10 protein-coding genes, 1 tRNA gene and 1 pseudogene are annotated in these 13555 nt (G+C 70.5%); 9 read left to right on the forward strand and 3 right to left on the reverse strand.

Features of this window, described 5'->3' with window-relative positions; translation table 11 throughout:
- The first annotated feature begins 75 nt into the window (after nt 1-75).
- Nucleotides 76-2010, forward strand: a complete 1935-nt coding sequence (locus CRP51_RS17540) for a polysaccharide lyase family 7 protein (RefSeq protein WP_245880649.1) — start codon at nt 76-78, stop codon at nt 2008-2010.
- Nucleotides 2011-2068: 58 nt separating this feature from the next.
- Here the strand turns inward: CRP51_RS17540 and CRP51_RS29585 are convergent.
- Nucleotides 2069-2200: pseudogene (locus CRP51_RS29585) on the reverse strand (aminotransferase class V-fold PLP-dependent enzyme); the annotation flags it as partial.
- Nucleotides 2201-2542: 342 nt separating this feature from the next.
- Nucleotides 2543-2629: transfer RNA gene (locus tag CRP51_RS17550), tRNA-Leu, on the reverse strand.
- A gap of 325 nt (nt 2630-2954) precedes the next feature.
- On the opposite strand from CRP51_RS17550, the gene CRP51_RS17555 reads away from it, so the two are divergent.
- The 6 genes from CRP51_RS17555 to pknB all read left to right on the forward strand — a co-directional run bounded on the left by CRP51_RS17555 (nt 2955) and on the right by pknB (nt 11021).
- Nucleotides 2955-3803, forward strand: coding sequence for an FHA domain-containing protein (locus tag CRP51_RS17555; RefSeq protein WP_097232184.1), 849 nt, complete (start codon nt 2955-2957; stop codon nt 3801-3803).
- A gap of 10 nt (nt 3804-3813) precedes the next feature.
- Nucleotides 3814-4329, forward strand: a complete 516-nt coding sequence (locus CRP51_RS17560; RefSeq protein WP_097232185.1) for an FHA domain-containing protein FhaB/FipA — start codon at nt 3814-3816, stop codon at nt 4327-4329.
- 40 nt (nt 4330-4369) lie between these two features.
- Nucleotides 4370-5851 (forward strand): PP2C family protein-serine/threonine phosphatase, encoded by a 1482-nt coding sequence (locus tag CRP51_RS17565; RefSeq protein WP_097232186.1) that lies wholly within the window; start codon nt 4370-4372, stop codon nt 5849-5851.
- 44 nt (nt 5852-5895) lie between these two features.
- The gene (locus tag CRP51_RS17570; RefSeq protein WP_097232187.1) at nt 5896-7296 is read left to right on the forward strand and encodes an FtsW/RodA/SpoVE family cell cycle protein; all 1401 of its coding nucleotides are present in this window, start codon (nt 5896-5898) and stop codon (nt 7294-7296) included.
- Nucleotides 7293-8759, forward strand: coding sequence for a peptidoglycan D,D-transpeptidase FtsI family protein (locus tag CRP51_RS17575; protein WP_097232188.1), 1467 nt, complete (start codon nt 7293-7295; stop codon nt 8757-8759). The genes CRP51_RS17570 and CRP51_RS17575 overlap by 4 nt, the downstream gene beginning before the upstream one ends.
- Before the next feature lie 258 nt (nt 8760-9017).
- Nucleotides 9018-11021 (forward strand): Stk1 family PASTA domain-containing Ser/Thr kinase, encoded by a 2004-nt coding sequence (gene pknB / locus CRP51_RS17580; protein ID WP_097232189.1) that lies wholly within the window; start codon nt 9018-9020, stop codon nt 11019-11021.
- A 160-nt stretch (nt 11022-11181) separates the two neighbouring features.
- On the opposite strand, the gene CRP51_RS28540 is transcribed toward pknB, so the two are convergent.
- On the reverse strand, nt 11182-11664 hold the full coding sequence (locus CRP51_RS28540) for a DUF5324 family protein (protein WP_141514623.1): 483 nt from the start codon (nt 11662-11664) through the stop codon (nt 11182-11184).
- A 185-nt stretch (nt 11665-11849) separates the two neighbouring features.
- Between CRP51_RS28540 and CRP51_RS17590 the strand changes: the two genes are divergently transcribed.
- Both CRP51_RS17590 and CRP51_RS17595 read left to right on the forward strand, forming a co-directional pair.
- Entirely contained in the window at nt 11850-12377 is a 528-nt protein-coding gene (locus tag CRP51_RS17590) for a peptidylprolyl isomerase (RefSeq protein WP_097232191.1), read from the forward strand.
- A 100-nt stretch (nt 12378-12477) separates the two neighbouring features.
- Nucleotides 12478-13356: a rhomboid family intramembrane serine protease gene (locus CRP51_RS17595; protein ID WP_097232192.1), complete on the forward strand. Its 879-nt coding sequence runs from the start codon at nt 12478-12480 to the stop codon at nt 13354-13356.
- Nucleotides 13357-13555 lie beyond the last annotated feature (199 nt).

Here is a 13555-nt window from a genome sequence, read left to right on the forward strand (position 1 = left end):
CCGGGACCCCTCCCCGCGTGCCCTCCCTAGCATCGCGCCTCGACAGCACCCACCGCAGCAGGAGGAGGACTCTCCGTGAGGAAGAAACGCCCCGCCAGGGCCGTGCGCCGACGAGGCGGGCCACTGGCGCTCACCGCCCTCGCGGCGATGGCCGCCACGCTGGTCGTGCCGACGACGGCGTGGGCGGCCGAGGAGAACATCACCCCGGACGCCGATGCCGTGACGGCCAGCACGAGCGATGAGAACGGTCCCGGGAACGCCGTCGACGGCGACCTGACCACCCGGTGGTCCGGTGAGGGGGACGGTGCCTGGCTGCGGCTCGACCTCGGCTCCACGGCGACGGTCAGCGAGGTCAAGCTCGCCGTTCACCAGGGCGCCGACCGGCGCAACGTCTTCGAGCTCCAGTACTGGGACGGCTCCGGCTGGGTGACCGTCCACGAGGGGGAGACCAGCGGCACCGGCACGGGCCTGGAGTCGTTCACCTTCGACCCGGTCGAGACCTCCCGGATGCGCTACCTCGGGCACGGCTACGAGGGGGACGGCGAAGGCGACTGGAACAGCCTCACCGAGGTCGAGGTCTGGGGCACGCCGGGCGAGGACGACGACGGCGGCGGCGGCGCCGAACTGCCCTCCCGGGTCCTCGACCTGAGTGACTGGAAGGTGACGCTGCCGACCGGGGACGACGGGGACCCGACCGAGATCTACCAGCCTGAACTGGACGAGTTCGCCCACGACCCGTACTTCCGGGTCGGCGACTCGGGGGACACCGTGCGCTTCCGTGCCCCCGTCAACGGCGTGACCACCGGCGGCTCCAGCTATCCGCGTTCCGAGCTGCGGGAGATGGAACCCGGCGGTGGCGACGAGATCGAGTGGTCCTCGACCTCCGGTACCCACACCATGACGGTGAGGGAGGCGTTCACCCATCTCCCCGAGGAACGGCCGCACGTCGTCGGGGCCCAGATCCACGGCGGCGACGACGACGTCACCGTCATCCGCCTGGAGGGCTCCGAACTCTGGATCACCGAGGGCGACACCCGGCACCACCACCTGATCACCGACGACTACGAGCTGGGCACCGTCTTCGAGGTGTCGTACGTGGTCAGCGACGGCGAGATCGAGGTGTACTACAACGGAGAGCTGGAGACCACGCTCGACCACTCCGACTCCACCAACTACTTCAAGGCGGGCGCCTACACCCAGGCCAACTGTGGCAACTCCTCGCCCTGCGACGAGGACAACTACGGCGAGGTCGAGATCCACGAGCTGACCGTCACCCACCAGGACGAGGACCAGTCGGGCGACGGGACCGAGGCCGCCGTGCGCCACGGCTGGGGAACCCCGCTGCCGGTCTCCGACGAGTTCGACTACGAGGGCCCGGTCGATCCCGAGCGCTGGGCCGTGCCCTCCGGCGAGTTCGGCGGCACCGAGGGCTGCTGGGAGGGTCACGCGGGCAACGGCCGCCGCTGCGCCAAGAACAGCGTGGTCGAGGACGGCGTCCTGACGATCACCGGCGAGGAGAACGGCGACACCGGGTGGCTGCGGCAGCGGTACGACGCCCAGTACGGCCGCTGGGAGATCCGTTCCCGGTCCCGCAACACCGGCCCCGAGGGCGGGCTGTACCACCCGCTCCACCTCATCTGGCCCACCTCTGAGGAGCGGCTGGAGGACGGCGAGTACGACTGGGTCGAGTACACCGACCCGGACGCCGACTGCGTCTCGGCGTGGATGCACTACCCGGACAGCCCCTCGGACGAGAAGGAGCACTTCGAGCACTGCCCGGTGGACATGACCGAGTGGCACAACTTCGCCTTCGAGTGGACGCCCGACGAGGTGGTGGGATACGTCGACGGTGAGGAGTGGTTCCGCATGGCGGACGGCGCGGACTCCTCCCGCGGCGACATCCAGGACATGCCGTCGGGACACCTGAACATCCAGCTCGACAACTTCACCGGCGAGTCCGGCCTGCGGCCCGCCGAGTTCGAGGTGGGCTGGGTGCGCGTCTACGAGTGAGCGGACCGCCCGCCCCGGCAGGGCCGGGGCGGGCGGGGCCGCCGCGCCGGCCCTGCCACGTCGCGCCGGCGCCGGCCAGGTGAGGTGGCGCGGCGTCCAGCCGGTCGGAGCGCCCGGCCAGGACACCGGGGCCGAACGGGGCGTGGAGTCCGTGCCCGGAGAACGCCACCCAGGCCACATCCCAGCCGGCGGGCGGCGCGGGACGGACCACGGTGTTCGCGGACATGGGTGTCTCCTGCGGGGCTCGGCGGTGGGGGTCACGGCGCGCCAGGTCAAGGCGCCGCAAGCGCGGGTGTGACGCTTTTCATCATCGCGCTCGTGATGCCCCCCCTGCGACCACGGTCGCGGCGACGGGCGCCCGCCGGAGCGAGGTCCTGGGGATGAGGCCCGAGGACTTCCGGACTGACGACTGGCGAGCGAGCAGGATCACGTGTCGTTGGTCACGCGGAAAGTTACCAACGGGTTGGTCACGCGGTTGGTCACGCAGCCCTTCTGGAAAACAGAAAAACCCCAGATAAACTGGGGTTCTCTCTGGTGCGCGAGGGGGGAGTTGAACCCCCACGCCCTTTCGGGCACTGGAACCTGAATCCAGCGCGTCTGCCTATTCCGCCACCCGCGCAAGCACCTTGTCGTCCGTCTCTCCCTGCCCCCGCGAGGACCGGAGCGCCTTCCGACACCCAGAAGGCTAGCACGCCCGCAAGGGTGCCCTCACACGCCTTTTCGCACCCCCGTCCGCACCCCGCGCCCCCGCGCTGACCCGCGCACCGCCCCCGTCCCTCCGCATCACCTCCCGAGATGCGCGACACTGTTGCAAGCTCCCCCCTACGATCCGGGAGGGAGCCCCGGTGTCCAGGTGGGAACCACCTGGGCGTCTCGCGCGTGGATACGATCAGCTAGCCCTACCACTTCAGCCGCGTGCCGGGACAACGGAGAAGGAGGTGCACATGGGAGTACTGAAGCGCTTCGAGCAGCGGCTGGAAGGCCTCGTCAACGGCACCTTCGCCAAGGTCTTCAAGTCCGAGGTACAGCCGGTCGAGATCGCCGGCGCGCTCCAGCGTGAGTGCGACAACAACGCCACCATCTGGAACCGTGAGCGCACGGTCGTCCCCAACGACTTCATCGTCGAGCTGAGCACCGGCGACTACCAGCGGCTCAGCCCCTACGCCGGGCAGCTGGGCGACGAACTGGCCGGCATGGTCAAGGAGTACGCCAAGCAGCAGCGGTACACGTTCATGGGGGAGATCCGCGTCCACCTGGAGCAGGCCGAGGCGTTGGACACCGGCCTCTACCGGGTGCGCAGCCGCACGCTCGCCGCCTCGTCCTCGGGACAGGGCGCGCCCCCGCCGCCCTCGGCCCCGACCTATGGCGGACCGCCGCAGCAGCAGCCGTTCACCGGCTCCCCCGGCTACCCGCCGCCCGGCGCGCCGCCGCGCCCGCCCAACGCCCCGCCCGGGGCACCCCCGCGCCCGCCGAACGCGCCCTCGGCGCCCTACGGCCAGTCCGCGCCGGGCCGCACCCGCCGCTGGGTCGAGATCAACGGCACCCGCCACCAGATCTCCCGCGGCTCCCTGGTGATCGGCCGGAGCACCGAGGCCGACGTGCGCATCGACGACCCCGGGGTCTCCCGCCGGCACTGTGAGATTCAGGCCACCGAACCGCCCTCCGTGCGCGACCTCGGGTCCACCAACGGGATCGTGGTGGACGGACAGCACACCAAACGCGCTACGCTCCGCGACGGCTCACGGATCGTCGTGGGCAGCACCACAGTCATCTACCGGCAAGCCGAAGGGTAAGCGGGGGGCAATGTCAGAGCTGACCCTGACGGTCATGAGGTTGGGCTTCCTGGCCGTCCTGTGGCTGTTCGTCATCGTGGCGGTCCAGGTGATCCGCAGCGATCTGTTCGGCACCCGGGTCACCCAGCGCGCCGCCGTCCGACGCCCGGACCAGGCGGCGGCGCAGCGCCGACCGCAGCAGCAACAGCAGGGCCAGGCCAAGCCCGCGGGGCGCGGCAGGCAGCGGCGCGGCGCCCCGACCAAACTGGTCGTCACCGAAGGTTCCCTGACCGGAACCACTGTCGCCCTCCAGGGGCAGACCATTACGCTCGGCCGGGCACACGACTCGACCATCGTGCTCGACGACGACTATGCCTCCGGCCGCCACGCCCGGATCTATCCGGACCAGAACGGCCAGTGGATCGTCGAGGACCTCGGCTCGACGAACGGCACCTATCTCGACCGAGGCCGACTGACCACCCCGGTCCCCATTCCGCCCGGCGCGCCGATCCGGATCGGCAAGACGGTCATCGAGCTTCGGAAGTAGGTCCGATCACAATGACGACCGGAGGGTGGGAGAGGCGCGCATGAGTTTGTCACTGAGATTCGCCGCCGGCTCCCATGTCGGAATGATCCGGGCCCACAACGAGGACTCCGGTTACGCCGGCCCCCGCCTGCTGGCCATCGCGGACGGCATGGGCGGCCAGGCCGCGGGCGAGGTGGCCAGCTCGGAGGTCATCTCCACCCTGGTCCCGCTCGACGACGACATCCCCGGCTCGGACCTGCTGACCTCGCTGGACGCCTCCGTCCAGCGCGCCAACGAGCAGCTGCGCGGCATGGTCTCGGACGACCCCAGGCTGGACGGGATGGGCACCACGCTCACCGCCCTGCTGTGGACCGGCCAGCGGATGGGCGTCGTGCACGTCGGCGACTCCCGTGCCTATCTGCTGCGGGACGGCGAGTTGACGCAGATCACGCAGGACCACACCTGGGTCCAGCGGCTGGTCGACGAGGGGCGGATCACCGAGGAGGAGGCGACCACCCACCCGCAGCGTTCCCTGCTGATGCGGGCGTTGGGCAGCGCCGACCGGATCGAGGCCGACCTCTCCATCCGCGAGGTGCGCCCCGGGGACCGCTATCTGCTCTGCTCGGACGGCCTGTCCGGGGTGGTCAGCCTGGAGACCATGCGGGACGCCATGGTCACCAACGCGGCGCCGCAGGACACCGTGCGCGAGCTGATCGAGCTGGCGCTGCGCGGCGGCGGCCCGGACAACATCACCTGCATCATCGCCGACGTCGTCGACATGGACAGCCAGGTCAGCGACACCCTGACCATGCAGCTCTCGGACGCCCCGCAGATCGTGGGCGCGGTCGCCGAGACGCAGGCGCAACGTTCGTCCGGCACCCCGCGCACCCCGGCGGCGCGCGCCGCCGAGCTGGGACGGCAGCAGCCGCCGCCGGCGGCGGCCGGCGGCGCCCAGGGCTCGCCCGACCCGACGACGGGCGTCTTCGGCCAGCTCTACCCGGACGACGAGTACGTCACCCAGCGGCCCAAGCGCCGCCCGGTGCGGAACTGGCTGCTGGTCGGCCTCGCGGTCGCGGTGGTGGGCGGCGGGCTCTACGCCGGCTACCGCTGGACGCAGACGCAGTACTACGTCGGGGTCAACGGCGACCACCTCGCGCTCTACCAGGGGTTGAGCCAGGGCCTCGGCCCGCTGGACCTCAGCAGCGTCAAGGAGGACCACCCGGAGATCAGGGTGGACTCGCTGCCCGCCTACCAGCGCAGCCAGGTGGAGAACGACATCTCCGCGGACAGCCTGGACGACGCCAGGGCGCAGCTGGGCGAGTTGGGCGCGCAGGCCGAGGTCTGCGACCTGCTCGCCGAGCAGTCCGAGGCCCCAGAGCCGCAGCAGCCGGAAGAGGAGCAGCCCGACGGGGAGCAGTCGGGCGAGCAGGGGACCGAGGGCGGTACCCCGGGCAAGGAGGACCCCGACGCGCCGACCGAGGAGCCGCAGGGTCCCGAGTTGACCGAGGAACAGCGCGAGTTGGCCAAGCAGTGCGGCACATAGTGAGCGTCTAGTGCGCGTCGCAGCGGACCGAGAGACCTGAAGGCATGAGCAGCAACAACAACACGACCGTCTCACCCGGCGGCCTGCCGAGCCGCCGGAACACCGAGCTGCTGATGCTGGTGTTCGCGGTGGTCATCCCGGTCTTCGCCTACGCCAACGTCGGCCTGGCCAAGGACGGGACGCTGCCCGCCGGGATGCTGGGCTACGGCCTCGGTCTCGGCCTGCTGGCCGGTGTCACCCACCTCGCGGTCCGCCGCTGGGCGCCCTACGCCGACCCGCTGATGCTGCCGCTCGCCACCCTGCTCAACGGGCTCGGCCTGGTGCTGATCTGGCGGCTCGACCAGGAGCCGACCATCACCACCGACGCGTTGGGCGGCCCGATGGCCCCCAACCAGCTGATGTGGTCGACGGTGGGCGTCGCGCTCTTCATAGGGGTGCTGCTCCTGCTGAAGGACCACCGGCTGCTCCAGCGGTACACCTACATCTCGATGGTGGTGGCCCTGGTCCTGCTGGCGCTGCCGATCTTCGTCGGCAAGGAGATCAACGGCGCCCGGATCTGGGTGCAGATCCCGGGCGTCGGCTCCCTCCAGCCGGGCGAGTTCGCCAAGATCGTGATCGCGATCTTCTTCGCCGGCTACCTGATGGTGAAGCGCGACGCGCTGGCCCTGGCCAGCCGCCGCTTCATGGGGCTGTACCTGCCCCGGGGGCGCGACCTCGGCCCGATCCTGGTGATCTGGGCGATCAGTCTGCTGATCCTGATCTTCGAGACCGACCTGGGCACCTCGCTGCTCTTCTTCGGCATCTTCGTCGTGATGCTCTACGTGGCGACGGAGCGCACGAGCTGGATCGTCTTCGGTCTGCTGCTCTCCGCCAGCGGCGCGGTCTTCGTGGCCAGCACCAACGCCCACGTCGGCGAGCGCGTCGACAACTGGCTCAACCCGCTGGACCGGGCCGCCAACGACGGGGTCACCGAGACCGCGCAGGCGATGTTCTCGTTCGGCTCCGGCGGCCTCTTCGGCTCCGGGCTCGGCCAGGGGTACTCGCGGCTGATCAGCGGCATCGCGCCGAAGAGCGACTACATCCTGGCCACGGTCGGCGAGGAGCTCGGCCTGGCCGGGCTGATGGCGATCATCATGCTCTACGCGCTGCTGATCGAGCGCGGGATGCGCACCGCGCTGGCGGCCCGTGACCCGTTCGGCAAGCTGCTGGCGATCGGCCTGGCCGGTGTCTTCGCGATCCAGGTCTTCGTGGTCGCCGGCGGCGTCACCGCGCTGATCCCGCTGACCGGCATGACCATGCCGTTCCTGGCGCAGGGTGGTTCCTCCGTGATCGCCAACTGGGCGCTTATCGCGCTCCTACTGCGCATCAGCGACACTGCCCGCAGACCCGCGCCCGCGCCGGCGCCCTCCCTCGACTCCGAGATGACTCAGGTGGTCCGTCCATGAACAAGCCGATGCGCAGAGTGGCCGTGTTCTGCGGGCTGTTGATGCTGGCGCTGCTGGTCCGGGTGAACTACATCCAGTTCGTCCAGGCCGACGAGTTGCAGAGTCACGAGGACAACCGCCGGGTCGCCATCGAGCGTTACTCCAACCCGCGCGGCGACATCATCGTCGACGGCGAGCCGATCACCGGCTCCGAGGAGACGGACGACGCGGACTTCCGCTACAAGCGGACCTGGGAGGACGGCGAGATCTGGGCGCCGGTCACCGGCTACGCCTCGCAGGCGTTCGGCACCAACCAGCTGGAGTACGTCAACGACTCGATCCTCACCGGCGACGACGACCGGCTGTTCTTCAACAACACGATCGACATGATCACCGGCAAGGACCAGCGCGGCGGCGACGTCATCACCACGCTCAACGGCGACGCCCAGCGCGCCGCGTTCGAGGGCCTGGGCGACCGCAAGGGCGCGGTGGTCGCGCTTGACCCGCGCTCGGGCGCGATCCTCACGATGGTCTCCACGCCGTCCTACGACCCCTCCTCGTTCGCCGGGTACGGCGCGGAGGACGGGGAGGCGTGGACCGCCCTGGAGAGCGACGAGGACAAGCCGATGCTCAACCGGGCGCTGCGGGAGACCTACCCGCCCGGCTCCACGTTCAAGGTGGTCACGGCCGCCGCCGCCCTGGAGAGCGGCCTGATCGACGACATCGACCAGGACACCGAGTACGAGGACCCGTACATCCTCCCGGACACGGACAACGTCCCGCTGGACAACCAGGTCCCCGGCGTCTGCGCCGACGCGAACGTCCGCGAAGCCATGCGTTACTCGTGCAACAGCGTCTTCGCCGGCCTGAGCAACGACGTGGGCAACGAGGACATGATCGAGATGGCCGAGCGCTTCGGCTTCAACGAGGAGCACTTCGTCCCGGTCCGGAGCAACGCGAGCATCTACCCGGAGGACAACCGCCCGCAGAACGCGATGGCCGGCATCGGCCAGGCGTCGAACCGGGCCACCCCGCTCCAGATGGCGATGGTGGCCAGCGCGGTCGCCAACAACGGCACGCTGATGTCCCCCTACATGGTCGACCAGCTGGTCGCCCCCAATCTGAACGTCATAGAGCAGCACGACCCGGAGGAGCTGGGCGAGCCCGTCTCCGGGGACAACGCGCGGGAGCTCCAGGAGGCGATGGAGGAGGTCGTCGAGGCCAACAACATCGACCGCGGCTCCATCGACGGCGACATCCGCATCGGGGGCAAGACGGGTACCGCCCAGCGCGGTGAGAACAACTCCGAGCCGCCCTACGCGTGGTTCATCTCCTACGCGATGACCGACGAGGGCTCCCCCGTCGCGGTGGCCGTGGTGGTGGAGGACGAGGAGGTCGACCGGAACGAGATCTCCGGCAGCGGCCTGGCCGCGCCCATCGCGATGGACGTCATGGCGGCCGTGCTGGCCGACGACCAGGAGTGACGGCCCCGGTCGCCCCGCGCGGGCGCCGGGCACTCCTTTCCACGCCCCGGCGGGCAACCGGGAACCACCGAACACACGTCATATCCGGGACCGGCCTTGGGTCCGGTTGCGGTGTTGGGCGATACCGGTTGGATATCGGCCGCCCACCGCCACCCGGTGGGTTCATCCCCGCCGGGTACCGTAAGCCAGGGTCTGGCTCCCCAAGCCCGAGTACGACCAGGGGGGCGCGGCCGGGACCACACGGAGAGGGCTGGAAACATGGATGAGCCGCGTCGCCTCGGCGGGCGGTACGAGCTGGGCCAGGTGCTGGGCCGGGGCGGAATGGCCGAGGTCTACCTGGCTCACGACACCCGGCTGGGTCGCACCGTCGCGGTCAAGACGCTCCGTGCCGACCTCGCCCGCGACCCCACGTTCCAGGCCAGGTTCCGCAGAGAGGCGCAGTCGGCCGCCTCGCTGAACCACCCGGCGATCGTCGCCGTCTACGACACCGGCGAGGACTATGTCGACGGGATCTCCATCCCCTACATCGTGATGGAGTACGTCGACGGTTCGACGCTGCGCGAGCTGCTGCACTCCGGGCGGAAGCTGCTGCCGGAGCGGGCGATGGAGATGTGCATCGGCATCCTCCAGGCGCTGGAGTACTCGCACCGCAACGGCATCGTCCACCGGGACATCAAGCCGGCGAACATCATGCTGAACCGCACCGGCCAGGTGAAGGTGATGGACTTCGGCATCGCCCGCGCCATGGGCGACTCCGGCATGACCATGACCCAGACCTCGGCCGTGATCGGCACCGCGCAGTACCTCTCCCCCGAGCAGGCCAAGGGCGAGACGGTCGACGCGCGGTCCGACCTGTACTCCACGGGCTGTCTGCTCTACGAGCTGCTGACCGTGCGCCCCCCGTTCCTCGGTGACTCGCCGGTCGCGGTGGCCTACCAGCACGTGCGGGAGGAGCCGCAGCCGCCCAGCGTCTTCGATCCGGAGATCACCCCCGACACCGACGCCATCGTGTTGAAGGCGCTGGTCAAGGACCCGGACTACCGCTACCAGTCGGCGGACGAGATGCGCGCCGACATCGAGGCCGCGCTGGACGGGCGCCCGGTCGGCGCCGCCGCGGCGATGGGCGCGGCGGGCTACGGCTACGACGACCGCCCCACCACGATGCTGCGGCCGACCGACCCGGCGACCACGATGATGCCGCCCGCGGGGGACTCCGACGGGTACAACGACGACTACGGCCGCGCCGACCGCCGTCAGGGGAGCCGTCACACCTCGACGATCCTGCTGGTGCTGGCCGGCATCCTGGTGCTGGTCGGCGCCGTGCTGATCGGCCGGGCGATGTTCTCCAACGATCCGCCCGAGGGCTCGCTGAAGGTGCCGGACCTGGCGGGCGAGTCCGTCGAGGCGGCCGAGGAACGGCTGGACGGCCTCGGCTTCGCGTCCACCGTCGGGGACCCCGAGCCCTGCGAGGAGGAGAAGGAGACGGTCTGCCGGACCGACCCGGAGTCGGGGACCGAGCTGAAGGAGGGCGACACCGTCACGGTGATCCCCTCGGACGGTCCCGCGCCGGTCGAGCTGCCCGACGTCGTCGGCGACGCCTACGAGGACGCGGAGGCCGAGCTGGAGGAGCTGGGTCTGACCGTGCGCCAGGAGACGGAGGAGGCTCCGGACTCCGAGCCGGGCACGGTGCTCTCCCAGGACCCGGAGGGCGGCGTCGAGGTCGAGGCGGAGAGCGAGGTCACGCTGACCGTCGCCACCGCTCCCGAGCTGGAGTCGGTGCCGGACGTGGTCGGCAAGCCCTTCGAGCAGGCGCAGTCCGAGCTGACCGCCGCCGGGTTCACGGTGACCCGGCAGAACGCGACGGACGACTCCAGGACGGAGGGAGAGGTCATCAGCCAGGACCCGGGCGCCGGCTCGCAGCAGGAGCCGGGCGGTCTGGTGACGCTGACCGTCGCGATGCCCTCGCAGGAGACCGAGGAGCCGCCGGAGGAGACGGAGGTGCCCAACGTCGTCGGCCAGAACCTGGAGCAGGCGCGGGGCACGCTGAACGGCGCGGGGTTCCAGCAGGTCAATGTCCAGGGGCCCGACGTCCCGCACGCCCTGGTGGTGTCCATGGACCCGCCGGCCGGCCAGCCGGCGGCGCCGGACACCCCGATCACCCTCACCGTCGTCGACCCGACCAACCCGGGTGACCAGGGCGGCCAGAACGGCGACCCGGGCGGCGGCCCCGGCGGGGGCGGCATCTTCGGGATGGGCGGCTGACCCCTACCGAGGCGGCCTGAGGACAGCGGCCGCACCTGACCGTTCCCGAGCGGTCGGGAACGGTCAGGAACGGACCGAAAGCGAACGGCGAGCGGGTGCGAGCCGAGGCGGCGAAACGCCTCGGCCGTGCCCGCTCCGTCGTGTGCGGACCCGGTGCGGCTCAGCCGAGCGCCTGCTCCTCGGGCTCGGTGGGGATCTCCGTCGCCGGGGAGGGCTCGACCAGCCAGTCCGGGTCGGTCTGGGCGCTCCACCACTTCCAGGCGACGAGCGCGCCGCCGGCCACCAGCCCCATCAGCCCGAGCCGCCTGACCATCCGCCCGTTCCTCGCCTTCCGGCGCCGACGGCGGGCGGTGTGCCGGATCTCCTCGGCCGTGAGGTCGCCGCGGAGCGCGGCGACGGCGGCGGCCGAACGCAGCGCCGCCTTCTCCCGCGCGGGGCCGGCGGCCAGCCGGGCCTGCTCCACGCGGGGGACCCACTGCTCCTCATACTGTCGCCGGGCCTGGGTAGCAGCCCGAGAGGCGCGAGGGGCCACGTAGGCACGGGCCTGGTGCGCGTAGCGTGCGGCGTTCTCCCTGGCGGAGAGCGCGTAGGGAAGCACCGCGTCGCCCGCCTGTCGAACAGTTGCCTTCCCGTTCCGGGTCACTGTTTTCGCCTCCTTGGTAATCTTTCGTGGCGGTTTCCCGCTGACTACTCCTCTTGTCCACTCGTGCGCAAATCATGCCGGGTACGCGGGGATTCAGCACGCGAAAGGGCCATCCGGGGGCATGGCGTGTCGGCGTTCCGTGGCAGGATCGGTGACCGTCATTGAACGTAGACGGAAGGTAGATCGTGGCTGAGCAGCTCTATGCCACCCTGAAGACCAACCGAGGCGACATCGAGGTGCGGCTCTTCCCCGACCACGCGCCGAAGACGGTCAAGAACTTCGTCGAGCTCGCCGAGGGCAAGCGCGAGTGGCTCAACCCGGCCACCGGGCAGAAGTCCACCGAGAAGCTCTACGACGGCACGGTCTTCCACCGGGTGATCAGCGGCTTCATGATCCAGGGCGGCGACCCGCTGGGGAACGGCACCGGCGGCCCGGGATACAAGTTCCAGGACGAGTTCCACCCGGAGCTGTCCTTCGACCGCCCGTACCTGCTGGCCATGGCCAACGCGGGTCCCGGGACCAACGGCTCGCAGTTCTTCATCACCGTGTCGCCGACCACCTGGCTGACCGGCAAGCACACCATCTTCGGCGAGGTCACCGGCGAGGCGGGGCAGAAGGTCGTGGACGCGATCGCCACCACCGCCACCGACCGCAACACCGACCGTCCGGTCGAGGACGTGGTGATCGAGTCGGTCACGATCGAGAGCCGCTGACCGGAAGTCCGCTTTCCGGGAACGAATCCGGCCCCCTGTCCGTAGGATCAGGGGGCCGGTCTCTCATCGGCTCGGGGCACGCCAGCGGGGAAGGGACACCATGGCCCAGCAGCATCCGCAGCCGGGGCTCGCCCGCTGCTACCAGCACCAGGACCAGGAGACCGGCGTCCGCTGCACCCGCTGCGACCGCCCGATCTGCCCCTCCTGCATGGTGGAGGCCGCCGTCGGCTACCAGTGCCCGCGGTGCGTGCGCGGCGCCGCCGGCGCCACCAGGGCCGCCCGTCCCAGGACGCTGGCCGGCGGCCGCGTCACCGGGGACGCGGGGATCGTCACCAAGATCCTGCTCGCGATGAACGCGGTCGTCTTCCTCGCGGTGCTGGCGCGCGGCGACGAGATGGTGATCGACCTCGGGATGCTCGGCTACGCGACGGACGGCGGCACGTTTCTCGCGCCGAACTGGATCGGCGTGGCCGACGGCGAGTGGTACCGCCTGCTGACCTCGGCCTTCCTCCACCAGGAGATCTGGCACTTCGGGTTCAACATGCTGGGCCTGTGGCTGCTGGGGCCGCCGCTGGAGAGCGCGCTCGGCCGCGTGCGCTTCGTGGCGCTGTACCTGCTCTCGGCGCTCGCCGGCTCCACCCTGTCCTTCGTGCTGGCCGACCAGACCCAGCTCTCGCTGGGCGCCTCGGGCGCGATCTTCGGCCTCTTCGGCGCCACGGCGGTGCTCGCCCGCCGGCTCCGTTACGACATGCGACCGATCCTGCTGCTGCTCGCGGTCAACCTGGTGATCACCTTCGCCTGGTCGGCGATCGCCTGGCAGGCGCACATAGGCGGACTGGTCGCCGGCGTCGTGATCGCGAGCGGGCTGGTCTGGGCTCCCCGCCGGCTGCGGCTCCCGGTGCAGATCACCGTCTGCGCGCTGGTCGCGCTCACCCTCCTGGTCACGTGCCTGATACGCGCGAACCAGCTGGTGGGCTGAGCCTAAGGTCAGACTTATCCACAGCCGGTGGAGGATCTTGTGCACCCTGTGGACGACTCGCGACCCTCACCGTCACGACGGGCGTTTCCGCAGGAGAACAGGGGTGCGAGGGGTTCGAACGCGGGCGCGGCGCGCCGCAGAACACACAGGGTTATCCACAGATCTTGCGATGTTCAAGCAACCTGTGGATAACCCTGGT

Source organism: Streptomyces zhaozhouensis (assembly GCF_900230195.1).
Taxonomy (GTDB): domain Bacteria; phylum Actinomycetota; class Actinomycetes; order Streptomycetales; family Streptomycetaceae; genus Streptomyces; species Streptomyces zhaozhouensis.